The sequence below is a fragment of the Roseateles sp. GW821-FHT09G03 genome, assembly GCF_059416045.1.
In genome coordinates this window covers 131,886-156,138 of sequence record NZ_JBWKOK010000006.1, presented here as the reverse complement: position 1 = coordinate 156,138, position 24,253 = coordinate 131,886, and the positions used below count along the sequence as shown (strand labels likewise).

The following is a 24,253-nucleotide window of genomic DNA, read 5'->3' as shown; positions in this document are numbered from 1 at the left end:
CCTTCCTGAGCGTCAGGCGCTCAGCGGCTCGCCGCGGCCGAAGCCGCGGGAGCTGCGCCGGAGGCGGCACCGGACGCGGCGCTCGCCGGGTTGAACGGCACCGGATTCACCGGCGCCCCCGGCACGAACATCTTCTGGAAGCCGTCGGCGATGACCTTCTCGCCGGCCTTCAGGCCGTCGAGCACCACCCACTGGTTGCCGATCGCGTTGCCGATCTTGACCTTGCGCGGCGCGGGCTTGTTGTCGGGCCCCACCACCAGCACCGTGTCGCCGGACGAGCCGCGCGTCACCGCCTGCTGCGGCAGCAGGATCGCCGACGGCAGTTCCGCCTGCGCGACCCGCACGCGGACGTACTGGCCGGGCAGCAGCGCGTTGTCAGGGTTCGGCACTTCGGCGCGCAGCGTGACCTGGCCCGAGGTCGGATCGACCGTCAGGTCGGTGAACAGCAGCTTGCCGGTGCGCGGCAGCACGACGCCATCGTCGCCGACGATCTCGACCTGCGCGGCATTGGTGCCGGCGCTGCGCAACTGACCGGCGGCCAGCGCGCGACGCATCGCCTGCACTTCATTCGCCGACTGCGTGAAGTTCACGTAGACGCTGCTCACTTGCTGGATCAGCGCCAGCTGCGTGGCGTCCGACGCGCCGACCAGCGCGCCTTCCGTCACCAGCGCGCGTCCGATGCGGCCGGCGATCGGGGCGTAGACATGGGCGTAGTCCAGGCTCAGCTTGGCCTGCACCGCGGCCGCCTTGGCGGCGGCCACATCGGCCGCGGCGGCCTTGGCGGTCGCCACCGAGGTGATGTATTCCTGCTGGCTGATCGCCTTCGCATCGGCCAGCGGCTTGTTGCGCGCGGCCTGCGCGGCGGCCTGGGCTTCATTCGCCTGCGCCTTGGCCACGTTGGCGTTGGCGCTGTCGAGCTGCGCCTGGTACGGCGCCGGGTCGATCAGGAACAGCGCCTGGCCGGCCTTCACTTCGGAGCCTTCGGTGAACAGGCGCTTCAGGATCACGCCGTTGACCCGGGCGCGGACCTGCGCGGTGCGCAGCGCCTCCACGCGGCCCGGCAGTTCGGTCTGCAGCGCGACCGCCTGCTGACCCACCGTGACGACACCGACGTTGGCCGGCGGCATGCCGCCGCCCGGCGCACCGGCGGCCTTCTCATCCTTGCCGCAGGCGGTCAGCACCGCCGCGATCGAGATCACCAGCGGCAGCAGATAAAGCATGCGCGCGCCAGCCTTCAGGCTCGGGCGCTCCGACCCCGGCGTTGCTTTTGTCAGAGGGGTAGAGATCACGATGGGATTCCTCTCGAAGTACAGATTCGCAGATTCGGATGGTCGGCCCGGCTCGAACAGCCGGGCGGACGGGGCAAACCACGGCCCTACCGTCACGACGTACGGCATCGGTACGGTTCGACCAAAGTGGCGCAGTATATACATACATTCATGCATGTATGTTTCTGCCATGTGCTTCTACAATCGGACCATGGCTCGTCGAACCAAACAGGAAGCCCAGGAAACCCGCGTCCGACTGCTGGACGCGGCGGAGCAGCTGTTCCATGAACGCGGCGTCTCCCGCACCTCGCTGCAGGACATCGCCCAGGCCGCCGGCGTGACGCGGGGCGCCGTGTACTGGCACTTCGAGGACAAGGTCCAGCTCTTCAACGCGATGATGGAACGCGCCACCATGCCGCTGGAGGAGGACTTCGAGGCCTCGGTCTCGCCGGGTCCGGACCGGCCATTGGACGATCTGCGGCTGCGATTGATGAACGTCATGCACTGCGCGGTGTTCAACGCTCGCACGCGTCGGGCTTTCGAGATCGCGAACCTCCGTGTCGAGTTCGTCGGCGAGATGGCGTCCATCCGCGGCCGCAAGGTCGCCGCCCACCGCGAGTGGACCGACCACAACCGCGAAGCCTTCGAGCGCGCCAAGTCGTTGGGGCAGCTGCCCCAGGACGTCGATGCCCACCAAGCCGCGATCGGCCTGATGGCGCTGATCGGCGGCCTGTTGCATCACTGGATCCTGGATCCGGAGGCCTTCGACCTGATGGAGGTCGGCCAGGCGCGCCTGGAGCACTATCTGTCGTCGCTGACGGTGACGGTGCCGAACCGCTTCCCGCCGCTGAGCGCCGCCGAGCGCGGCGCGCTGGGCCGGCAACCGGTCTGCGACACGGGCCGCGGCGACCTCCCTGGCCACGATCAACCCGCCGACGACACCGGCGCCGACGGCGATACGCCGGTCAGCGTCCCCATTCCGCCTCGGGACTGACGTCTATTCCGTTGGAAAGCCCTGCATTTATGCAGGCTGCCCTGGGGAGAACCCCGAGCTGCGGCGACAATACCCGGTTGCCCACGCCCGAGCCGCCGCCGTGTCCATCGCACCTCCGCCCACCCGTCCGCTGTCCGATCTGAAGAAGACCGGCCAGAAGGCGCTGACCTCGTACCGCCCGTTCTGGGCGAAGCGTTTCGGTCCCGCCCCCTTCCTGCCGATGTCGCGGGAGGAGATGACGCAGCTGGGCTGGGACAGCTGCGACATCATCATCGTGAGCGGCGACGCCTATGTGGACCACCCGAGCTTCGGCATGGCGGTCATCGGACGGACGCTGGAGGCGCAAGGCTTCCGCGTGGGGATCATCGCGCAGCCGGACTGGAACTCGGCGGACGCGTTCCGGGCCCTGGGCAAGCCCAACCTGTTCTTCGGCGTGGCGGCCGGGAACATGGATTCGATGATCAACCATTACACGGCGGACCGGAAGATCCGCTCGGACGACGTCTACACGCCGGGCGGCGGCGCCGGCAAGCGTCCGGACCGCGCGACGCTGGTCTACACGCAGCGCTGCAAGGAGGCGTTCAAGGACGTCCCCGTGATCATCGGCGGCATCGAGGCCTCGCTGCGCCGCATCGCCCACTACGACTACTGGCAGGACAAGGTCCGTCGCTCGATCCTGGTGGACTCGAAGGCCGACCTGCTGGTCTACGGCAACGCCGAGCGCGCGATCATCGAGATCGCGCACCGCCTCTCGCAGAAGAAGCCGATCGAATCGATCACCGACGTGCGCGGCACCGCGTTCATGCGCAGGCCGGACGACGCCTCGCTGGACGGCTGGTTCGAGATCGACTCGACCGACGTCGACGCCCCCGGCAAGATCGACGCTCTGCTGAGCCCGTACATGACCACCGAGGAAGCGGCCGCCGATCAGGGCACCGATTGCTCGAAGCAGCAGGAACAGGCACAGGCGGCCGGTGCGCCGGGCGCTCCCGCGTCGGCTGCCTCTGCGGGTGCCGCGCCGCAGCCGGGCATGCCCGAGATCAAGCCGATCAAGATCATCCGCCAGACCTTGTCGAAGACCGACGGTCGCGCGCTGGTCACGCCGCGCGATCGCACGGTGATCCGGCTGCCGGCCTACGAGCAGGTCAAGAGCGATCCGGTCCTCTACGCCCATGCCAACCGCGTGCTGCATCTGGAGACCAACCCCGGCAACGCGCGCGCGCTGGTGCAGCGGCATTCGTCGGGCGGCGTCGATCGCGACGTCTGGTTCAACCCGCCGCCGATCCCGCTGACGACGGTCGAGATGGACCACGTCTTCGACCTGCCCTACGCCCGCAGCCCGCACCCGGTCTACGCCGACGAGAACGGCAGCCACGACCACGCCACCAAGATCCCGGCGTGGGAAATGATCCGCTTCAGCGTGAACATCATGCGCGGCTGCTTCGGCGGCTGCACCTTCTGCTCGATCACCGAGCACGAGGGCCGCGTGATCCAGAGCCGCAGTGAGGACTCGGTCATCCGCGAGATCGAGGACATCCGCGACAAGGTCAAGGGCTTCACCGGGATCATCTCGGACCTCGGCGGCCCGACCGCCAACATGTGGCACATCGGCTGCAAGAGCCCCGAGATCGAGGCCGCCTGCCGCAAGCCGAGCTGCGTCTATCCGGGCATCTGCCCGAACCTGCACACCGACCACGGTCCGCTGATCAAGCTGTACCGGCGCGCCCGCGCGCTGCGCGGCGTCAAGAAGATCCTGATCGGCTCCGGCCTGCGCTACGACCTGGCGATCGAGTCGCCCGAGTACATCCAGGAACTCGTGACCCACCACGTCGGCGGCTACTTGAAGATCGCGCCGGAGCACACCGAGGGCGGCCCGCTCTCGAAGATGATGAAGCCGGGCATCGGCACCTACGACCGCTTCAAGCAGCTGTTCGAGCAGGCCAGCGCGGCCGCGGGCAAGAAGCAGTTCCTGATCCCGTACTTCATCGCGGCGCATCCGGGCACGGCGGACGAGGACATGATGAACCTCGCCCTCTGGCTCAAGCGCAACGGCTTCCGCGCGGACCAGGTGCAGACCTTCTATCCGAGCCCGATGGCCACGGCCACGGCGATGTACCACTCGGGCAAGAACCCGCTGAAGAAGGTGACGCGCGACAGCGAACCGGTCGACATCGTCAAGGGCGAGCGCCGCCGGCGTCTGCACAAGGCCTTCCTGCGCTATCACGACCCCAACAACTGGCCGCTGCTGCGCGAGGCGCTCAAGGACATGGGCCGCGCGGACCTGATCGGCAACGGCAAGCATCACCTGATCCCGACCTTCCAGCCGGCGACCGACGGCGGCTACGAATCGGCACGACGCAAGAACTCGACGGAGGCCGGCCAGAAGGTCGCGCCCAACAAGCCGCGCTCGGGCCAGATCCTGACCCAGCACACCGGCCTGCCGCCGCGCGAAACCGGCGCGGCCAGGACGCCGCAGCGTCCAGCCGGTTCCGGCGCGCGGCCGGCGTCGAAGCCCTTCGTCAAGACGGGTTCGGCGGCGAGAACAGGGACGAAGACCAGCACCAAGCCCGGCGCGAAGGCCGACACGAAACGCGGCCCGCGCTGAGACGGGTCAGCAATCGTCAGCGGCAGGCGGCGGAGGTGCGGTCGATGGCGCGGCCGACGGCGCCGGCTTGACCCACTGCCAGACCTTCCACCCCAAGCTGATCCACGCCCAGAGCCGGGCGATCCGTCCCGGCGAGCTGTCGGCGGCCTCGGGGTCGTGCCGCCGGAAGACCCGCATCAGTCCCGCCAGACCGCCCGCCGCGGCCAGCGCCGCCACGGTCCGCCACAGCCGCGGCAGACTGCCGGCCAGCCGGTAGAGGGCATGACCCCGCTCGGCCCATCGCATCGGACCTTCCAGCCCCTGCACCTCGTGCCGCAAACCGAGCCTCAACTCGGCGCTGCGCAGTTGCAGTTCGAGCTGCCGCAACTGGAGCCGCCGGCCCGCATCGCCCCACATCATGGCCGTGCTCCCGGGCCGTCCTCGGGTTCGAGCGCCCGCTGGTCACGCGCCAGTTCGGCGACGCTCGCCGCGAACGGCTTGCCCACGGCCAGTTGCCGCTTGGCCCAGAACCAGCATCCCGCGGCGCCGATCAGGAAGGCCGCGCCGAGCCCCGCGCCCACCGGCGCCCGCCACACGTCGGGCACCCACAAGAGCGCGGCGAACACCAGCATCAGCAGCGCGGCCACGCCGAGCAGCAAGGCCAGCAGCAGGGCGGTCAGCGCGCCGAACAGGCGCAGCAACTCTGCCTGCAGTTCCACGCCCAGCAATTCCAGCCGCACGCGGGCCAGTTCGAGCGCCCGGTCGGCCACTCGCCGCAGCCGCTCCGTCAGCCCCGGATCGCGTGAGTCCATTGATTGTTTCTCCTCTGTGTCCGTCCCCTCGGTGTGCAGAAGCTATCACTGAATCGGGGGAAACGAGGGCGTTCTTTGTCCGATCCGGCCTCGGGCCTTGGGCTACAGTGCGGTAACGCCTGGTTGCGCGGACCCGCGCCGCCGGCCTGACAAGGTTCATTCAATGCCTGATCGCCAGCACACGCCGCACTCCGCCGTCGTCGAAGACGACGACCTGCTGCAGTTCCTGGACGACCACGAGCACGCGGCCGACGAACCCGTCGAGACGCGCAAGCCCTGGCGGGTGCTGATCGTCGACGACGACACCGACGTCCACAAGGCCACCGAGCTCGCCATGCAGGGACTGCAGGTCGAAGGCCAGCCGCTGGCCTTCCTCCACGCCAAGTCCGCCGCCGAGGCCCGCTCGCTGCTGGGCCACGAACCCGACATCGCCGTCGTGCTGCTGGACGTCGTCATGGAGTCCGACGACGCCGGCCTGCAGCTGGTGCGTCACATCCGCGAGGAACTGCGCCAGCGGGCCGTGCGTATCGTGCTGCGCACCGGCCAGCCGGGGTACGCGCCGGAGATCGAGACGGTCCAGGCCTACGACATCAACGACTACAAGACCAAGTCCGAGCTGACCCGGACCCGGCTCTACACGGTGCTGACCGCCGCGATCCGGTCGTACCGGCAGATCCGCGCGCTGGAGGCGAACCGGCAGGGCCTGGAGATGATCGTCGAGGCCAGCACCGAGCTCGGTCGCCAGCACGGTCTGCACCGCTTCGCCGAAGGCGTGGTCACGCAGCTGTGCGCCCTGCTGGGCACGCTGCCCGAGGGCCTGGTCTGCGTGCAGGCCCCCAACCACACCAGCGGCGACGCCGCGGGCGATGCCCGCGTGATCGCGGCCGCCGGCCAGTACAGCTCGCTGATCAACCGCCCGCTGCATGCCGTGCCGGCCGGCAAGATCCGCGAACTGCTCGCGCGCTGCCTGACGGTGGGCCACAACCTGTACGAGGACGGCTGCACCGTCCTGTTCTTCGGCCTGCCCAGTGGACGCGCGATGGCCGCGCTGGTCGAGGTCCAACGCGAGCTCGACGAGCTCGACCGCCAGCTGCTGCGCGCGTTCTGCTCCAACATCGCCGTCGGTTTCGAGAACGTCATGCTCTACACGCAGCTGACGGACCAGGCCTACAACGACCCGCTGCTGCAACTGCCGAACCGAACCCGCTTCATCGAGCTGCTGGAGCACAACCTCAAGTCGCCCGAAGGCATCACGCTGGCGCTGATCGACCTGGACGACTTCGCCGACGTCAACGATGCGTTCGGCCACCGCTTCGGCGACCAGGTGCTGCAGGCCGTCTCGCAACGGCTGGCGCAGCGGCTCGGATTCAACACCGCGATGGCGCGTATCTCGTCGAACGCCTTCGGCCTGCTGGGGCCGGACGACATGGTCAACGGCCAGCGCATCGGCAGCGCCTTCGAGGATCCCTTCACCGTCGCCGGCGAGCGGCTGCAGTTGTCGGCGACGACCGGCCTGGTGCGGCTGGCGCAGTCGCGCGCCCTGGGGTCGGAGCTGCTGCTGGACGCGCAGATCGCGCTCAAGCGCGCCAAGGCGGGCAACCGCGGCGCGTCGCAGTACTTCTCGCCGGAGATGGGCATCGACGCCCGCGAGCGCTTCAAGCTGCTCAAGGGACTGCGCGCCAGTTTCGAGGAGCGGCGGCTGTTCGTCGTCTACCAGCCGCAGGTCGAGCTGGCCACGCACCGCGTCATCGGCGCGGAGGCGCTGCTGCGCTGGCGCACCGACGAAGGCAGGTTCGTGCCGCCGGACCAGTTCATCCCGCTGGCCGAGCAATCGGGGCTGATCGTGCCGATCGGCGAATTCGTGCTCAGGACCGCCTGCCGCCAGGTGCGACAGCTGCGCGATGCCGGCTATTCGGACTTCCGCATCGCGGTGAACATCTCGCTGGCGCAGTTCCGGCATCCCGCCTTCATCGACACGGTGCGCCGCGCGCTGGCCGATGCCGACGTGCCCGGCGCCTCGCTGGAGCTGGAGATCACCGAATCGATGGCGATGGAAGAGGTCTCGGCCGTGCTACGCGTGCTGGCGGAGATCCGCGGGACCGGCGCCTCGGTGGCCATCGACGACTTCGGCACCGGCTTCTCGTCGCTCAGCCAGCTGCGGCGCCTGGACGTCGAGCGGCTCAAGATCGACCGCGCTTTCGTCCGTGAGGCGCAGAGCTCCGCCGCCGGCGCGACGATCGCGCAGATGGTGGTGAATCTGGGGTGCAGCCTCGGCATGCGGGTCGTTGCCGAAGGCATCGAGACCGAGGAACAACGCCAGCACCTGCTGGCGCTGGGGTGCCACGAGGGCCAGGGCTGGCTGTTCGCCAAGCCGATGCCGGCGGATGAACTCGAGCGCTGGCTCGCCGCACCCAAGGCCTGGGAAATCAATCCGCCCCCGGCCGCCGCGCCGGTCGCGCTGGCGCCGCCCTGCGCGGCACCGGTCAACAGCGGACGTTGACCGGCAACGGCCGCTGATCGACAGCGGCCGCCGGTCGACGCGGCGCAAGCGCCGTCGTCGACCCCTCGCCTCAGCGGCGGGTGAGTAGCAGCCCGATCAGCAGGCCGACGCCGGCCGCCACGCCGACCGATTGCCACGGGTTGTCATGCACGTAGTCGTCGGTCGCCTTGCCGGCGGCCTTCGCGCGGTCGACCGCCGCAGCCTGGAAGTCGCCCAGGCTGGACTTGGCGCGGTCCAGCGTCGACTGGACGCGGGCCCGCAGCTCGGAAGCGCCGGCGCTGGTCTGGTCGGCCGTGGCACGCAGCAGCGATTCGGCGTCGGTCACCACCTGATTCAGATCGTTCAGCAGGCGGTCGGAGGGAGAGGTCTTGGCCATGAGCGTTACTCCTGTTGGTCGGTTTGTGGGATCAAGAAGCGCATCGGCGCGGGATGGAGTCCGGTTGTACGTCTGTCGAGCAGTGCTCGGCAAGTCGCCCTGACGGGTGTCCGACCGCGGCACACGGATTTGCCAATGCGAGGGGCCATGTCCGCCCTTCCGGCAGATTTCGCTCCCGGGTGGATCACCCCAGAGGGGGAATCATCCGGACGATCCGTCATCGTCGTCGCAAACCGAGTAGTGGCGCACCAGGAAATAGCGCTCACGGCGTTCGCCTTCGACGATCAAGACCTGACCCTCTAGCGCCTCCAGTTCCTGATCGCGGAAGGGATTGCCGCCGGCCCGGCGCAGCGCGACGCGCTCGCCGCCGGCCAGCGCGAGCAGCAGCGCCAGGCGCTCGCTCTTGCTGCCGGCATTGACGCGCTCGCGGACGAGACGGCCGCGCAGGCACTCCGTCGGGTCCCCTGAGGTCGATTGGTCGGGATCAGCGGGCATGCATGCGTCTCACGTGCAGAAGGCGGCCGTCCTGTTCGGTCGCGATCAACGCCAGCAACCGGCGGTCGACCCAACCCTTGTAGACGTGGATCGTGCGATGGCCCGGCGCGCCGGCGATGCGGTAACTGATGGGAACGCAGCGATCGGCGTCGATGCCGGACTCCTTGAGCATCGGTCTCACGGCGTCCGTCACCGGCTTGGCGGGCGCCGCGTCCGTGGGCAGCAGACGGGGCAAGGACCGCGCCAGGTTGCGGCCTTCGCGCTCCAGCCGCTCGCGCCGCAGGCCGCGCACGCCGCGATCTTCGACAGAGGCGAAAGCCTTGCGGAACGCCTTCGTCCGCGACAAGGCATGCCCTGACCCCGTCACCGGCTGCAGCGACGGGTCGCCCAGCAGGTAGAACTGGCCCAGCGTCTTGAGGTCCATCGGATCGAGGTGGGTGCGTTCGCCGGCGAACTTCTGGCGGGCCTCCAGCAGGGCGCGGCCCAGCGAGGCGCCGGCCAGCACCCGCTGCAGGAAATACTGGCAGATCAGGTCCGCCGAGCCGTTGCCGTCGCTCGGGCCGTAGGCGACGGTCGTGCTGCCGAGGAAGCCGCAGGCCCCGTCGGCCAGGTAGCGCAGCGCCATCGGCCAGTCGCCGTCCGCCTGCGCCGGATCGAAGAGTTGCGCCCCATAGCAGCACTCCGCCGCGACGACCGTGCCGGCGGTGACGCGGTCGCGCAGCAGCGCCGAGCGCATCGAGACCGGGAAGTCCTCGCCCCGCTGGCCGTAGTACTCGGGCATGTCCTCGGCGCCGTGGCAGTTGATGAAGTGCATCCGCGGCGCCAGCTCGGCCTTGGTCCATTTCGGACCGCCGGGCGGCGACACGTGCAATCGATCCGCATGGCCGAAAGTGTTCGTCAGGCTGAGTCGCGTCGAGCCCTGCCAGACTTCGGCCGACAGGCCGAAGCTGTCGGCGAAAGCGTCCCGCGGCAGGCCCTGGTGACGGGCGGCGGCGCGGATCAGTTGGAGCAGCAGATCGGGCTTGGTCGCGCCGGGCAGATCGGGCAGCCGGCCCACGACGCGTGTCGGCCCGAGGAAGCGGTTGGGATCGGTCGAGTAGGCGGCCTCGCAGGCATAGGGCAGATCGCTCGGAACGAGCTTGTCCGAGTCGCCGAGCTCGCCGCCATGCGCCGGGTTCTTCAGCGGGACCATCGGCAGCACGTCGGGCCCGCCCAGCAGCACGAAGTAATGCGGCTGGCGCTCGTGGGCCAGCGCGTCGATGGCGCCCTTCAACGCCTTCGCGTCCGGTCGCGCGGGCACGGGCGCGACGCCACTGGACTTCATCGCCGAGGCGAGGTCCACCGCCACGACCAGCGTGTCGACGCCCCGCCGCTTGTCCGCGGTGACCAGCGCCTTCAACGCCGCGTCGATCTTCGTGAGCGCCGTCGCGCCGTACTTGGCGCGCAGCGCGCCTCGGTGAACGATCACCAGCTTGTCCATGGGGTCCTCCTCGGTCCGGTCGTTCCGGTTCTTGGGCCGGAGCACATTGATCGGAAAGGGTTGATCCTAGGCATCGGCGGCCCGTGCGGCAATGCACAAGCGTGGGAGGCCTACGGGGTTCTGTCATCAAGCGTGCATGCGGGCTCCGCAAGATGCGCCCGCCATGCAAGCATCCGTAACACCTCCCCGCAAGACGGACCTGGCCCGGGAGATGCTCGCGCCGGGACAACGACGGTTGCCGCCCGCGCTGCGCGCGCTGCTCATCACCGTCGACGGCAAGCGCAACGCCGAGGAACTGCGCCAGCTCGGGCGCGGCCTGGGCCTGGGCGACGACGGTCTGACGCGACTGGTCGACCAGGGACTCGTCGAAGTGCCGGCCATCGTCGTGCCGCCGCCGGCGGCCGCTACGGCTCCCGTCGTCACCGGTCTCGACGTCATCGACGACACCGAGGTGCGCGAAGCCGCCGCGCTGGCGCGCGCCGCGCAGGAACGGGCGCGCCGGCTGGTGTCGGCGAAGTTCTTCGGCCTCGACCTCGTCACCCGGATGCTGGCCGGCCGCGAAGGCGAACTGCGCGACCTGGCACGGCAGGCCGACACCGAGAGCCGTTTCATGGAATGGATCGACCTCTGCTGCGAGCGCATCGAGGCGGAGTCCGACGCGGAGCGCGCGGCGAAGTTCCGCGACAGCGTCGCGCGGACGCTCACCGCAGGCTGATCGCCGAGGCAGACCACCGTCACTTCCACGTCAGCGCCGCGACGTACAGGCGGTTGACCTTGCGGTACTTGCGCAGCATCAGGCTGGCCGCTTCCATCGTGGCGCCGCTCTCGACGACATCGTCGATCAGCAGCGCGTTCCACAGCCCCTGGTTGCGGACCTCGTCGTGCAGCGAAAACGCGTGGGCGAGGGCCAGCATCCGTTCCTCGCGGGTGGGGAAGTCCTTGAGCGGGCGCGACAACGGCGTCTTCAGCAGCAGCCGCTCGAACACGGGAACGCGCAGTTGCAGCGCCAGTTCGCGCGCGACCAGCGACATCGGCTGCCACGGTCGCACGCGCGACGGCGGCATCGGCACGATGAACCCGATCGGGCCGAGGCGCGGCAGGATGAAGTGGCGCAATGCGCGGGCGAGCGGCTCGGCCTGCGACTTGTCGCCGCGGTATTTCAGCTGGAACAGGGCTTCGCCGGCGTCGGTGCGGGTGTGATCGAACTGCGGACGGCCTTCGCGGTCGTCGCCGACGTAGACGCTGCTGAGCAGCTGCTTGTCGAGCACGAAACCTGCGGTCCACGGACCGTCGATCTGTCGCAGGGAGACTTTCATCGAGACGCCTTTCGAACGTGGAAAGGCGTCTTGGTCGACGGGACGAACGGATGGTTCGAGCTGCACCCGTCGCGCACCCGGCATCCGATCGCCTATGCTGAAGGCTGGCTTCGTCCCGGAGCCGACTCGAAGGAGTTGCGATGAAACCCACGCCCGCCGGCTGGCCGCGCTTGTCCAGCGCCGTGTTCTACGACCGCGCCGCCGAGGCGATCCCGTGGTTGTGCGGGGCCTTCGGGTTCGAGGTGCAGTTGCGGGTGGATGGGGACGACGGCTCGGTCGTCCACAGCCAGCTGACCTACGGGGAGGCGCTGATCATGGTCAGCGAGGGCGGCGAAGGGGAACGCTCGCAGCGCTTCGGCATCCCGCTGCGCAGTCCCAAGGGCGTGGGCGGCGCCAACACGCAGAGCCTGATGGTGTACGTCGACGATGCGGCCGCGCACTGCGAGCGCGCCCGCGCGGCGGGCGCCACGATCGTCTACGAGCCGAAGATCGAGGACTACGGCCCCGAGTACTGGGCCGACAAGAGCTACGGCGTGCTCGACCTCGGCGGGCACCTGTGGTGGTTCGTGGAGCGGGTCAGGGGCTGAGTTCGCCGGCCTGCCCCGCGCGCGGCATCGCGCCGCGCCCCTTCTCCGAGCTCACCCCTTGCGCTTCGCCAGGATCGCCTTCCCCACGCGCGAGACGGGCGGGCGGCCCAGCACGCCGGAGATGAACGCGCCCGCATCGATCAGCTTGTCGATGTCGATGCCGGTCTCGATGCCCAGGCCGTTCAGCAGGAACACCACGTCCTCCGTCGCGACATTGCCCGTCGCGCCCTTCGCGTACGGACAGCCGCCGAGTCCGGCGACGCTCGCATCGAAGGTGTGGATGCCCATCTCCAGGCAGGCATAGATGTTGGTCAGCGCCTGGCCGTAGGTGTCGTGGAAATGCCCACTGACCTCGACCAGCGGGTAGTGCTTCAACGCCCGCTCCATCGCCGCCTGGACCTTGCGCGGCGTGCCGACGCCGATCGTGTCGGCCACGCCGAGATGATCCACGCCGATGGCCTTCATCAGCTTCACGACGCGCTCCACCTCGTCCGCCGACACGTCGCCCTGGTACGGACAGCCGACCGAACACGACAGCGCACCACGGACCTTGATACCGGCCTCGTGCGCCGCGGCCACGACCGGCGCGAAGCGCTCGATGCTCTCGGCGATCGAGCAGTTGATGTTCTTCTGCGAGAAGGCCTCGGAGGCCGCCGCGAAGACGACGATCTCGTCGGGCTTCGTCGGCAGCGCGCCTTCGAGGCCCTTCATGTTGGGCACCAGCACGCTGTGCCGCACGCCGGGCCGGCGCTCGATCGCCGCCATCACCGCCGTGTTGTCCGCCATCTGCGGCACCCACTTCGGCGAGACGAAGCTGGTGACCTCGATCTCCTTCAGACCGGCGTCCTGCAGCATCGAGACCAGCTTGGCCTTGTCGGCCGTGCCGACGTTCTCCTTCTCGTTCTGCAGGCCGTCGCGCGGGCCGACATCGACGAGGGTGACACGGGTGGGCAATGTGGTCATGGCTTGATCCTCTGGCTATCTGGCTGACTCCCTCTCCCGCTTGCGGGAGAGGGCGCGGGGGTGAGGGCCAGCAGCCTCACGCCTGCAGCCGCAGCAGTTCGGCGCCGTCGCCGACCTGGTCTCCGATCGCGAACAGCAGTTCCGCCACGACGCCGTCGCGCGGCGCGGTGATGGTGTGTTCCATCTTCATCGCTTCCATCACCGCCAGCGGCTGGCCCTTGGTGATCGCGTCGCCGGGCTGGGCCAGGAAAGCCACCAGCTTGCCGGGCATCGGCGCGGTCAGCCGGCCCGCTTCCGATTGGCCCTGTCCCGCGTGCGCGATCACATCGACCTCGGTCACCAGCGCCGAACCGTGCGCGCCGAACACCGCCACCTGCTCGCCGACCTTGTAGGTCGACACGGTGACGCGACGCTCGCCGAGATAGAGCTCATGGCGTTCCGGTCCCGACGAACGCAGGGCCAGCGCGATCGATTCGCCGCCCAAGGTCAGCGACAGGCTGCCGTGATGGTGACGCGCCAGCAGCACCTGATGGTGCTCGCCGTCGACCTCCAGTTCGAAGCGACGCTGCGCCGCGCCGAACATCCGCCAGCCGTCGCGGCGGCTCCACGGGTCGGTGGATTCGGTCAGCGCCTCCTCGGCGAGCGTGTGCGCCACCACGGCCGCCGCGGCGTCCGCCAGCGGCAGGCCCGGCTGTCCGAACAGCACGGCCTTCTCGCGCTCGATCAGCGCCGTGTCCAGGTCGGCATTCGTGAACGACGCCGTCGCCGCGCAGCGGCGCAGGAACGCGACGTTGGTATGCAGCCCGACGATGTGCGTGTCGCGCAGCGACGCGTCCAGCAGCGCCAGCGCCTGCTCGCGCGTCTCGCCCCAGACGATCAGCTTGGCGATCATCGAGTCGTAGAACGGACTGATCGCGTCGCCCTCGCCCACGCCCGAATCGATGCGCACGTCCGCGCGCTGGAACGCCTCATGCGACGGCCAGCGCGCCACCGACAACGTGCCGGTCGCGGGCAGGAATCCGCCCTCGGGGTTCTCGGCGCAGATGCGGGCCTCGATCGCATGGCCGTGCATGCGCAGCTGGTCCTGCTTGAGCGGGAGCGGCTCGCCGGCGGCCACCCGCAGCTGCCACTCGACCAGGTCCTGGCCGGTGATCGCTTCCGTCACCGGATGCTCGACCTGCAGCCGCGTATTCATCTCCATGAAGTAGAAGCGGCCGTCCTGCTCCGCGATGAACTCGACGGTCCCCGCGCCCTGATACCCGACCGCCTTCGCGGCCGAGACCGCGGCGGCGCCCATCTCGGCGCGGCGCTCGGCCGTCATGCCGGGCGCCGGCGCTTCCTCCAGCACCTTCTGATGCCGGCGCTGCACCGAGCAGTCGCGCTCGAACAGGTAGACGCAATCGCCGTGGCTGTCGCCGAAGACCTGGATCTCGATGTGCCGCGGGCGTTGCACATAGCGCTCGATCAGCACCGCATCGTCGCCGAAGCTGTTGATCGCCTCGCGCTTGCAGGAGGCGAGCGCGGCATCGAATTCCTCGTCCGCATGGACCGCGCGCATGCCCTTGCCGCCGCCGCCCGCGCTGGCCTTGATCAGCACCGGGAAGCCGATGCGGTTGGCCTCGCGGCGCAGCAGCGCCGGATCCTGATCGGCGCCGTGATACCCCGGCACCAGCGGCACGCCGGCCTGCTCCATCAACCGCTTCGATTCGGCCTTCAGGCCCATCGCCTGGATCGCCGACGGCGGCGGGCCGATGAACACGAGGCCCGCGTCCGCGCAGGCCTGCGCGAACTCCTCGTTCTCGCTCAGGAAGCCGTAGCCCGGATGGACGGCCTGCGCGCCCGTGGCCTTCGCGGCCTCGAGGATGCGCTGCCACTGCAGGTAGCTGTCGCGCGGCGCGGGACCGCCGATGCGCACGGCCTCGTCGCAGGCCCGGACGTGACGCGCATCGGCGTCCGCATCCGAATAGACGGCGACGGTCTTCACGCCGAGACGGCGCGCCGTGGCGGCGACACGGCAGGCGATTTCGCCGCGGTTGGCGATCAGGATCTTCTTGAACACGGGTGTCTCCTCATGTTTCGGGTCCTCGACGCGACGCGGCTCGTGGCCGCCTCGCGCGGGGTGCGGACGCTCGCGCGCCGCCGGCGTCCCAGGCGGCGCGGCGGTCATTGCCGCCGCGCTCTTCGGGTCGGGGTCAGGTCAGATCAATGACGGTGGCCGCAGGACGCGGCGGCGTCCTCGCCCACGGGCGCGCAGCCCGGGACGGTGTCGGCGCTCAGCTCGGCTTCCGTCGCGCAGTGCATGCCCAGGCGGCCGATCAGCTGCCGGTCCTTCTCGGCCTGCGGGTTGCTGGTGGTCAGCAGCTTGTCGCCGTAGAACATGCTGTTCGCGCCGGCCAGGAAGCACAGCGACTGCATCGTCTCGGGCATCTCCTCGCGGCCGGCGGACAGGCGCACCATCGCGCGCGGCATCGTGATGCGGGCCACCGCGATCGTGCGGATGAACTCGAACGGGTCCAGCGCCTCGGTGCCCGCCAGCGGCGTGCCCTCGACCTGCACCAGGTTGTTGATGGGCACCGACTCCGGATACGGGTCCAGGTTGGCCAGCTGCGCGATCAGTCCGGCGCGCTGGCGGCGGGTCTCGCCCATGCCGACGATGCCGCCCGAGCACACCTTCAGGCCGACGCCGCGCACGCGCTCCAGTGTGTCCAGGCGGTCCTGGTAGGTGCGCGTCGTGATGATCTGGCCGTAGAACTCCGGCGAGGTGTCCAGGTTGTGGTTGTAGTAGTCCAGCCCCGCCTCGCGCAGCTGCTCGGCCTGGCCGTCGCCCAGCATGCCGGCGGTCAGGCAGGTCTCCAGGCCCATCGCCTTGACCTCGGAGATCATCTCGCCGATGGCCTCCAGGTGACGATCCTTCGGCGAACGCCACGCGGCGCCCATGCAGAAGCGGGTCGCACCGTTGGCCTTGGCGGCGCGGGCGGCCTCCATCACCTCCTGCAGCGGGATCAGCTTCTCGGCCTTCAGACCGGTGTCGAAGTGCGCCGACTGCGGGCAGTACTTGCAGTCCTCCTCGCAGCCGCCGGTCTTGATGGACAGCAGCGTGGACAGCTGCACCGCGTTCGGATCGAAGTGCTCCCGGTGCACCTGCTGCGCGCGGAACAGCAGGTCGTTGAACGGCAGCTCGAACAGCGCGGCGATCTCGTTGACGGTCCAGGGCTTGGCGTTGCGACGTTGCTCGTCGGTGGTGGGCGTCAGCGTCTGGATCTGGTTGACGGTCTGCTTCATCGTCATGCTTTCAATGCGTTCAACAGCAGCGGCTGCTGCAGATGCGCGGCCACGGCCGCGGGAGAGGGATCTGGGAGCCGGGGCACATGGCCCCAGCACGGCACGCCCAGGCCCTGGTCGAGCCGGGCGTGCAAGGCGGCCAGATTGTCCGCCACATGGGGTTGATGGGGGTCGGCGGTGTTGGCGACCCAGCCGGCGAGCCGCAGGCCGCGCGCGAGGATGGCCTCGGCCGTCAGCAGCGCGTGGTTGATGCAGCCCAGCCGCAGTCCGACGACGAGCACAACCGGCATCGCCAGGTCGACGGCCAGATCGGCGGTGTCCCAGTCGTCGGTGAGCGGCACGCGGAAGCCGCCGACACCTTCGATCAAGGCGAAATCGCCGTTGGAGGCGGAACGGCGGATCGCGGCCAGCAGCGCGGCCCGATCGATGTCGCGGCCTTCGAGCTTCGCGGCGATGTGCGGGGCACAAGGCTCGCGGAACTGCAGCGGACCGACCTCGTCCATCGTCATGCCCTGCGTCTGTGCGGCATGCAGCAGGGCGACGTCCTCGTTGACCCAGACGCCGTCGGCGTTCTGTGTCTGGCCGGCGGCCAGCGACTTGATCGGCGTCACGTAGCGGCCCAGCTCATCGAATGCGCGCGTCAGGCCGGCGGTGATGCAGGTCTTGCCGATCTCGGTATCGGTGCCGGTGATGAAGAAGCCGTGGAGCGGATGCATCGTGCTCATGCGCAGGCCTCCAGCGCGGCGACGAGCCGATCGACATCCGCCTCCGTGTGCGTCGCGCACAGCGTGATGCGCAACCGCGCCTCGCCCTTGGGCACCGTCGGCGGACGGATGCCGGGCACGCGCAGGCCTTCGCGCTCCAGCGCGGCGGCCAGCGCCATCACCTCCGCATTGCCGCCGACGATCAGCGGCTGGATCGGCGTCTGCGAGTCGGCCAGCTTCCAGGTCAGCGTCGGATGGCGATCGAGCAGCGCGCCGATGCCTTCGCGCAACCGCGCCTGCAGCGCACGCAGCGACGCGCGACGCTCGCGTCCGACGCCGCCGCGGATCAGGTCCAGGCTGGCCAGCAGCGCGTGCTCCACCGCTGGCGGCGAGGCCGTCGAGAAGATGTAGTTGCGCGCCGCCTGCAACAGGTAATCGGTGATCGTCGAATGCGCGACGACGAAGGCCCCCGCGAGTCCCGCCGCCTTGCCCAGCGTGCCGACGAGGATCAGCCGCTCGCTGCGCAGCTGGAAGTGCTCCAGCGACCCGACGCCGTTGTCGCCGAGCACGCCCAGCCCATGCGCATCGTCGATGATCAACCAGGCGTCGAACTCCTCGGCCGCGGCCAGCAGCGCCGGCAGCGGCGCGATGTCGCCGTCCATGCTGAAGACGGCGTCGGTCACGATCAGCTTCACGCGCGCGGTGCTGGCCGCGAGCTGCGCGCGCAGATCCTCGACGTCGCAATGCGCGTAGCGCGAGACCTTGGCCTTCGCCAGCCGCGTGCCGTCGATCAGCGAGGCGTGGTTCAGCGTCTCGCTGAAGATCTCCGCGTCGGCGTCGCCCAGCGCGGTCACCACCGCGAGGTTGGCCATGTAGCCGGTGCAGAAACCGATGGCCTTGGCGTTCGGGATGTGGGGCTCGAACCAGCGGCCCAGCAGCGCCTCGACGTCGTGGTGCGCGCGCGAATGCCCGCTCACCAGGGGCGACGCACCGGAGCCGCCGCCGTAGACGTGCGCGCCCTCGATGAGCGCGTCGGCCACCGCCGGATGGGCGGCCAGACCGAGGTAGTCGTTGCTGCAGAACATCGTCAGCTCGCGCGCGATGCCGTCGGCGCCGCGCACCGTCTGGCGCGGCGACGTGCCGGTCTCGGCGATGCGCGTGAAGCGCGTCAGGTCCTGCGCGCGGATCGCGTCCAGCTTGCCTTGCAGGTGATCAAGCAGCATGGAGCACCTCCTCCAGCGTCGCGCTCACGGCGCCCGCGAGGAACTTCGCCGTCGCCTCGTCGATGAGGTACGGCGGCATCAGATAGACGGTCTGCCCGATCGGACGGATCAGCAGCTCGTGCTTGCGGGCCGCGAGATGGAACTTCTCAGAGAAGCGCTCGACCGGCGCCGTCGTCTTCGGGTTGATGTCGAAGGCCAGGATCATGCCGCGCTGGCGCAGATGCACGATGCGCGGGTCGGCGGCCAGCGGCGCAAAGGCTTCGGTCAGCCACGCGGCCTGCCGCTGATTGCGTTCGAGCTGACCCGCGTCGAAGCGGTCCAGCACCGCGTTGGCTGCCGCGCACGCCAGCGGATTGCCGGTGTAGCTGTGCGAGTGCAGGAAGCCGCGCGTCACGTCCTGCGACCAGAAGGCCTCGTAGACATCGTCGGTCGTCAGCACCAGCGACAGCGGCATCGTGCCGCCGGTGATGCCCTTGGAGAGGAGCAGGAAGTCGGGCCAGTCGGCCTTCGCTGCGGGAGCCGTCTGTTCCCACGCGAAGAAGGTGCCGGTGCGGCCGCAGCCGACGGCGATCTCATCGGCGATCAGGTGGACGTTGAACTCAGTGCACAGCGCGCGCAGCGCCTTCAGATACGACGGCGCGTACATCGACATGCCCGCAGCGCCTTGCACCAGCGGTTCGACGATGACCGCGGCGATGTGGTCATGGCGTTGCGCGAGCAATGCGCGCATCTCGTCGATCGCCTGCGCCTCGTTGCCCAGCCGCTGGTCGGGCGAGGTCACGATGTGGCTGCGCATCAGCAGCGGGTCGTAGGCATCGCGGAAGATCGCCACGTCCGTGACGGCGAGCGCGCCGATGGTCTCGCCGTGATAACCGTTCTTCAAGCAGACGAACTCGCGCTTGTCCGTCAGGCCGCGATTGCGCCACGAATGGAAGCTCTGCTTCAGCGCGATCTCGACCGCCGACGCACCGTCGCTGCCGAAGAACAGATGCCCCAGCGCGCCGCCGGTGCACGCGGACAGGCGCTCGGCCAGGCGCACCGCCGGCTCGTGCGTGCAGCCGGCCAGCATCACGTGCGGCAGCGTGTCGAGCTGCTGCTTGATCGCGTCGTTCAGACCCTTGTCGGCATGACCGAACAGGTTGACCCACCACGAGCTGTTGGCGTCGAAATAGCGCCGGCCTTCGTGGTCGAACAACCAAGGACCTTCGCCGCGGGCGATGGGCAGCGGCGGCACGTCCTGCGCGCGCGCCATCTGCGTGCACGGGTGCCAGACCGCCGCGAGGCTGCGGCGTTGCCAATCTTGTCGTACTGCTTCAGACATTCAGGAAAACTTTCAGACCAGCCAAGACGGCTTGCCCTTCGACAGGAAACTCTGCACGCCCTCGCGACCCTCGTCGCTCGCGCGGATGTCGGCGATGCGGCGCGCGGTGTCGTCGCGCAGCGTCGCGGTGATCGGCGCGTGAGCGACGTCCTGGACGAGGCGCTTGCACGCGCGCACGGCCGCCGGGCCGTTGGCCAGCAGCGAGGCGACGAGCGCCTCGACCTTCGCGTCCAGCGCTTCGGGGTCGGCGGCGAGTTCGTGGACCAGGCCCAGGCGATGCGCCTCGACTGCGGAGAACCGCTCGGCGGTCACGAAGTATCGGCGCGACGCCTGCTCGCCGAGCGCGCGCACGACGTAGGGGCCGATCGTCGCGGGCAGCAGGCCGAGCTTGGCCTCGGACAGGCAGAAGCCGGCGGACTCGGCGGCCACGACGATGTCGCACACCGACACCAGTCCGACGCCGCCGGCGTAGACGTCGCCCTGCACGCGTGCGATCACGGGCACCGGACAGCTGTAGAGCGTCCACAGCATGTGGGCGAGGCGGCCGGCATCGGCGTGGTTCTCGTCCCAGCTGTAACCGGCCATCGCCTTCATCCAGTTCAGGTCGGCGCCGGCGCAGAAGGCCTTGCCCTCCGCGGCCAGCACGATCGCGCGCAGCGACGGGTCGCGGCCGAGCGACTCGAACACCGCGGTGAGTTCGCCGATGACCGTGTCGTTGAAGGCGTTGCGGACGTCCGGACGGTTCAGCGTGACGCGGGCGACCGCATCGTTCGGGCCGGAGCGCGCCACGCGCAGCGTCGTCGGGGACAAGGAGTCGGTCGAGGGGGTCATGGGCGGCTCCAGACGACGGTGCGGTTGATGGCGTAGAGACGGCAGCGTTCCTCGCCGTCGGTGTGCTGATCGCAGAACGCGAGCGCGCGGGACGGCGCGTCGTCGCCGGTCGCGAGGCCCCAGTGGTTGCCGTTGGTCGCGAAGGCGCGCGGCTCATTCGCCGCAAGGAACTTGCGGTAGCCTTTGATGACGCGCCCGTCGGAGGGCAGCGCCGAGGTGTCCTCGACGGCGACCGTGCCGCCGGTGGGTACCGATAGCGCGCCGGGAATCGGGAAGCCGAGCGGCTTCAGGAAATCGTCGACCACCGGCTGCCAGAGGTCGTTGCCCTTGACGAAGAGCGAATGGCCGTCCTCGCCGAACGCCGGCATCAGCCGGGTCTGCGCCAATCCGCTATCTTCGCGGTAGGCCGCGGACCAGCGCTCCTGGAAACGCGGCGCGATGAAACGGTCGTTCTCGGTGAACACCCACAGCGTGGGCACCGGATGGCCGCCCTCGGCGGCGCGACGGCCGAAGTCGGCGAAGCGGCGCGCCAGTTCGTCCGGTCGGCACGGCTCGCCGCTGTGCAGGTCGGGGCTGCCGCCGTGACCGCCGGCGAAGTCGATGGCGGCCACGACGCCGGGCAGGCGCTCGCCGGTCGCCGCCATCGTCGCGAAGCCGCCCAGCGACTGGCCGGCCAGCACCACGCGTCGCGCGTCGATGTCGGCCGCGGACTGCATGAAGCGCACGACGGCGGCCACCTGCGCGGCCGCGGCGGCCGCAGCGGTCTCATAGCGCGGCGCGTCGCACTTGATGCTGGCCTCCGGGTCGCCGACCGAGGCCAGTTCGCCGTAGCCGATGCGCGTCGGCACGGCGACGGCGAAGCCCTTGCGGACGAAGAAGCGCGCCGCGCTTTCCAGCCGCTGACGCTTCATCGCAGCGCGTTCCTGCTCGTAGACCGGGCGGCCGTGGTTGAGCACCACCAGCGGGAACGGCCCCGGACCCGCCGGGCGGAAGGTCGTCACGATCAGGTCTGCCTGGACCGTGCGGCCGATGTGGTTCTCGACCGAGGCCGGCACGCGGACCACGGCTTCGCGGATGTCGGTGGCCAGTCGCGCCGGCGCGGCCTGCGGGGCCTCGCCGACAGTCGCGTCCTGCGCGGACGCACCGGCGGCAATCAACCCGAGCGCGACGGCGAGGCCGAGCCACACGCTGCGCGCGCGCACTGCGCATGAGACAAGGTTCATCGGGTTCACGCGGGTCATGCGATTCATGCGGCCGCTGGGATTTGTGCGATTCATGTGCGGGCCTCCGCGCGCACGAGCACCTTGCGCATCAGCACGCTGGGGTAGGTCTTGCCGGCCCACTGCACGTCGCCGATCAGCACATAGCCGCGGCGCTCGTAGCGGCGGCGCAGCGCCTCGGCGGGCACGGCGGTGTCGAGCGCCACGTGCGCGTAGCCCTGCGCGAGCGCCCAGGCTTCGGCGATGTCCATCAGCCGTTCGCCGACACCCTGCCCACGGCAGGACGGATGCACGGCGAGCTGGGCCAGGATGGCGGTATCGGCCTGCGTGTAGCAGGCGGGCACCGGGTCGCCAAGATAGCGACCATCGGGCGACTTCGGCGGCGCGACGGTCACCGTGCCCACCAACTCGCCGTTCGCCGTCAGCGCGACGAAGGCCTGGCCAGCAGCCACGCGCTCACGGGTCGTCTGGACGCTCTGATCCACGGCGGTGAAGTTCCATCCCTGCGCTGCCAGCGACGCGTAGGACGCGTGCAGCAGCGCGGTCAGGGCCTCGATGGAATCATCGGGCGCGAGCGGGCGGAAGATGAGTTCGGTCATCGTCGAAACGGTCAGGAAAAGCTCGGCACCTTACATCCGGAACACGCCGAACTTCGTCTCGGGGATCTCCGCGTTCAGCGCGGCGGACAGGCCCAGCGCCAGCACGCGGCGCGTGTCGGCCGGGTCGATGACGCCGTCGTCCCACAGGCGGGCGCTGGCGTAGTACGGATGGCCCTGGTCCTCATACTGCTGGCGGATCGGCGCCTTGAAGGCTTCCTCTTCGTCCGCGGACCACTGACCGCCCTTGCCCTCGATGCCGTCGCGCTTGACCGTCGCCAGCACGGACGCGGCCTGCTCGCCGCCCATCACCGAGATGCGGGCGTTCGGCCACATCCACAGGAAACGCGGCGAATAGGCACGGCCGCACATGCCGTAGTTCCCGGCGCCGAAACTGCCGCCGATGATCACGGTGAACTTGGGCACCTGCGCGCACGCCACCGCCGTCACCATCTTGGCGCCGGCGCGGGCGATGCCTTCGTTCTCGTACTTGCGGCCGACCATGAAGCCGGTGATGTTCTGCAGGAACACCAGCGGGATCTTGCGCTGGCAGCACAGCTCGATGAAGTGGGCGCCCTTGTTGGCGCTCTCCGCGAAGAGGATGCCGTTGTTGGCGACGATGCCGACCGGCATGCCCTCGATGTGCGCGAAGCCGCAGACCAGCGTGTTGCCGTAGCGGGCCTTGAATTCGTCGAACGCGCTACCGTCCACGATGCGGGCGATGACCTCGCGCACGTCGAAGGGCTTGCGCGTGTCGGTGGGGATCACGCCGTGCAGTTCGGCGGGATCGTAGGCCGGCGCCTGGGGCGCCTGCGTCAGCAGCTCGCCCTGCTTGCGCCAGTTCAGCCGCGCGACCGACTGGCGCGCGATAGCCAGCGCGTGCGTGTCGTTCTCGGCCAGGTGGTCGGCCACGCCGGACAGGCGCGTGTGCACGTCGCCGCCGCCCAGGTCCTCGGCGGTGACGACCTCGCCGGTCGCGGCCTTCACCAGCGGCGGGCCACCCAGGAAGATGGTGCCCTGGTTCTTGACGATGACGGTCTCGTCGCTCATCGCCGGCACGTAGGCGCCGCCGGCCGTGCAGGAGCCCATCACCACGGCGATCTGCGGGATGCCCTTGGCCGAGAGGTTCGCCTGGTTGAAGAAGATGCGGCCGAAGTGGTCGCGGTCCGGGAAGACCTCGTCCTGGTTGGGCAGGTTGGCACCGCCGCTGTCCACCAGGTAGATGCAGGGCAGGCGGTTCTGGTCGGCGATCTCCTGCGCGCGCAGGTGTTTCTTGACGGTGATCGGGTAGTAGGTGCCGCCCTTCACCGTCGCGTCGTTGCAGACGATCACGCACTCGACGCCGGACACCCGGCCGATGCCCGCGATCACGCCGCCGCCCGGGGCGGCGTTGTCATACATGTCCAGGCCCGCCAGCGGGGCCAGCTCCAGGAAGGGCGTGCCCGGATCAAGCAGCATCTCCACGCGGTCCCGCGGCAGCAGCTTGCCGCGCCCGACGTGCTTGGCGCGCGCGGCCTCGCCGCCGCCCTCGGCGATCTTCGCCAGACGGGCGTTGAGGTCGTCGATCAGGCCGCGCATCGCGTCCGCGTTGGCCTTGAAGTCGGCCGAACGGGCGTTGAGCTTGGTGGGCAACTGGGGCATGGTGCTGGGTCTCCGGTCTTCTGACAGTCTTATGAGCCGCGCTCAATTCGGTGCGAAAGC

The 24,253-nt window shown here is 69.6% G+C and carries 22 protein-coding genes; 5 read left to right on the top strand and 17 right to left on the bottom strand.

All coding sequences use genetic code 11. The features are described from left to right. Positions 1 to 20 precede the first annotated feature (20 nt). A complete protein-coding gene (locus AC07OZ_RS21525; RefSeq protein ID WP_495469120.1) occupies positions 21 to 1,220 on the bottom strand; it encodes an efflux RND transporter periplasmic adaptor subunit in 1,200 nt (399 codons plus the stop codon). A 259-nt stretch (positions 1,221 to 1,479) separates the two neighbouring features. Here AC07OZ_RS21525 and AC07OZ_RS21520 point away from each other — a divergent pair, with 259 nt between their 5' ends. Together AC07OZ_RS21520 and AC07OZ_RS21515 are read left to right on the top strand one after the other, a co-directional pair. Then, a complete protein-coding gene (locus tag AC07OZ_RS21520) occupies positions 1,480 to 2,262 on the top strand; it encodes a TetR family transcriptional regulator (protein WP_495469119.1) in 783 nt (260 codons plus the stop codon). 100 nt (positions 2,263 to 2,362) lie between these two features. After that, positions 2,363 to 4,867 carry a YgiQ family radical SAM protein gene (locus AC07OZ_RS21515; RefSeq protein WP_495469118.1) on the top strand — a complete coding sequence of 835 codons (2,505 nt, stop codon included), beginning with the start codon at positions 2,363 to 2,365 and terminating at the stop codon, positions 4,865 to 4,867. Between the two features lie 6 nt (positions 4,868 to 4,873). Here the strand turns inward: AC07OZ_RS21515 and AC07OZ_RS21510 are convergent, their stop codons facing one another. Continuing rightward, the gene (locus tag AC07OZ_RS21510; protein ID WP_495469117.1) at positions 4,874 to 5,266 is read right to left on the bottom strand and encodes a hypothetical protein; all 393 of its coding nucleotides are present in this window, start codon (positions 5,264 to 5,266) and stop codon (positions 4,874 to 4,876) included. Continuing rightward, positions 5,263 to 5,658 carry a phage holin family protein gene (locus AC07OZ_RS21505; protein WP_495469116.1) on the bottom strand — a complete coding sequence of 132 codons (396 nt, stop codon included), beginning with the start codon at positions 5,656 to 5,658 and terminating at the stop codon, positions 5,263 to 5,265. Before AC07OZ_RS21505 ends, AC07OZ_RS21510 begins: the two co-directional genes overlap by 4 nt. 163 nt (positions 5,659 to 5,821) lie before the next feature. Between AC07OZ_RS21505 and AC07OZ_RS21500 the strand changes: the two genes are divergently transcribed. After that, on the top strand, positions 5,822 to 8,158 hold the full coding sequence (locus AC07OZ_RS21500) for a GGDEF/EAL domain-containing response regulator (protein WP_495469115.1): 2,337 nt from the start codon (positions 5,822 to 5,824) through the stop codon (positions 8,156 to 8,158). A gap of 70 nt (positions 8,159 to 8,228) precedes the next feature. Here AC07OZ_RS21500 and AC07OZ_RS21495 read toward each other — a convergent pair whose 3' ends face one another. From AC07OZ_RS21495 to AC07OZ_RS21485, 3 genes are all read right to left on the bottom strand, one after another. After that, a complete protein-coding gene (locus AC07OZ_RS21495; protein ID WP_495469114.1) occupies positions 8,229 to 8,534 on the bottom strand; it encodes an ElaB/YgaM/YqjD family protein in 306 nt (101 codons plus the stop codon). 201 nt (positions 8,535 to 8,735) lie between these two features. Beyond that, a complete protein-coding gene (locus AC07OZ_RS21490; protein ID WP_495469113.1) occupies positions 8,736 to 9,029 on the bottom strand; it encodes a hypothetical protein in 294 nt (97 codons plus the stop codon). After that, entirely contained in the window at positions 9,019 to 10,509 is a 1,491-nt protein-coding gene (locus AC07OZ_RS21485) for a C25 family cysteine peptidase (protein ID WP_495469112.1), read from the bottom strand. Before AC07OZ_RS21485 ends, AC07OZ_RS21490 begins: the two co-directional genes overlap by 11 nt. 163 nt (positions 10,510 to 10,672) lie before the next feature. Here AC07OZ_RS21485 and AC07OZ_RS21480 point away from each other — a divergent pair, with 163 nt between their 5' ends. Further along, on the top strand, positions 10,673 to 11,224 hold the full coding sequence (locus AC07OZ_RS21480; RefSeq protein ID WP_495469111.1) for a hypothetical protein: 552 nt from the start codon (positions 10,673 to 10,675) through the stop codon (positions 11,222 to 11,224). 19 nt (positions 11,225 to 11,243) lie between these two features. Here the strand turns inward: AC07OZ_RS21480 and AC07OZ_RS21475 are convergent, their stop codons facing one another. Continuing rightward, on the bottom strand, positions 11,244 to 11,825 hold the full coding sequence (locus AC07OZ_RS21475) for a ComF family protein (RefSeq protein ID WP_495469110.1): 582 nt from the start codon (positions 11,823 to 11,825) through the stop codon (positions 11,244 to 11,246). Positions 11,826 to 11,965: 140 nt separating this feature from the next. On the opposite strand from AC07OZ_RS21475, the gene AC07OZ_RS21470 reads away from it, so the two are divergent. Beyond that, entirely contained in the window at positions 11,966 to 12,412 is a 447-nt protein-coding gene (locus tag AC07OZ_RS21470) for a VOC family protein (RefSeq protein WP_495469109.1), read from the top strand. 51 nt (positions 12,413 to 12,463) lie between these two features. Here AC07OZ_RS21470 and AC07OZ_RS21465 read toward each other — a convergent pair whose 3' ends face one another. The 10 genes from AC07OZ_RS21465 to AC07OZ_RS21420 form a co-directional block, all read right to left on the bottom strand. Then, positions 12,464 to 13,375, bottom strand: coding sequence for a hydroxymethylglutaryl-CoA lyase (locus AC07OZ_RS21465; RefSeq protein WP_495469108.1), 912 nt, complete (start codon positions 13,373 to 13,375; stop codon positions 12,464 to 12,466). 76 nt (positions 13,376 to 13,451) lie between these two features. Then, positions 13,452 to 15,434 carry an acetyl/propionyl/methylcrotonyl-CoA carboxylase subunit alpha gene (locus tag AC07OZ_RS21460; protein ID WP_495469107.1) on the bottom strand — a complete coding sequence of 661 codons (1,983 nt, stop codon included), beginning with the start codon at positions 15,432 to 15,434 and terminating at the stop codon, positions 13,452 to 13,454. A 143-nt stretch (positions 15,435 to 15,577) separates the two neighbouring features. Next, positions 15,578 to 16,663 (bottom strand): biotin synthase BioB, encoded by a 1,086-nt coding sequence (bioB, locus tag AC07OZ_RS21455; RefSeq protein ID WP_495469106.1) that lies wholly within the window; start codon positions 16,661 to 16,663, stop codon positions 15,578 to 15,580. Next, entirely contained in the window at positions 16,660 to 17,382 is a 723-nt protein-coding gene (gene bioD, locus AC07OZ_RS21450; protein ID WP_495469105.1) for a dethiobiotin synthase, read from the bottom strand. Before bioD ends, bioB begins: the two co-directional genes overlap by 4 nt. Next, the gene (gene bioF / locus AC07OZ_RS21445; RefSeq protein ID WP_495469104.1) at positions 17,379 to 18,584 is read right to left on the bottom strand and encodes an 8-amino-7-oxononanoate synthase; all 1,206 of its coding nucleotides are present in this window, start codon (positions 18,582 to 18,584) and stop codon (positions 17,379 to 17,381) included. The genes bioD and bioF overlap by 4 nt, the downstream gene beginning before the upstream one ends. Continuing rightward, positions 18,574 to 19,905: an adenosylmethionine--8-amino-7-oxononanoate transaminase gene (gene bioA, locus AC07OZ_RS21440; protein ID WP_495469103.1), complete on the bottom strand. Its 1,332-nt coding sequence runs from the start codon at positions 19,903 to 19,905 to the stop codon at positions 18,574 to 18,576. Before bioA ends, bioF begins: the two co-directional genes overlap by 11 nt. A 12-nt stretch (positions 19,906 to 19,917) precedes the next feature. Then, positions 19,918 to 20,736: an enoyl-CoA hydratase/isomerase family protein gene (locus AC07OZ_RS21435; protein WP_495469102.1), complete on the bottom strand. Its 819-nt coding sequence runs from the start codon at positions 20,734 to 20,736 to the stop codon at positions 19,918 to 19,920. Then, positions 20,733 to 22,013, bottom strand: a complete 1,281-nt coding sequence (locus AC07OZ_RS21430) for an alpha/beta hydrolase family protein (protein ID WP_495469101.1) — start codon at positions 22,011 to 22,013, stop codon at positions 20,733 to 20,735. Before AC07OZ_RS21430 ends, AC07OZ_RS21435 begins: the two co-directional genes overlap by 4 nt. Next, complete coding sequence (locus tag AC07OZ_RS21425; protein WP_495469100.1) at positions 22,010 to 22,555, bottom strand: GNAT family N-acetyltransferase; 546 nt, start codon at positions 22,553 to 22,555, stop codon at positions 22,010 to 22,012. Before AC07OZ_RS21425 ends, AC07OZ_RS21430 begins: the two co-directional genes overlap by 4 nt. A 30-nt stretch (positions 22,556 to 22,585) precedes the next feature. After that, a complete protein-coding gene (locus AC07OZ_RS21420; protein ID WP_495469099.1) occupies positions 22,586 to 24,193 on the bottom strand; it encodes a carboxyl transferase domain-containing protein in 1,608 nt (535 codons plus the stop codon). Between the last annotated feature and the right edge of the window lie 60 nt (positions 24,194 to 24,253).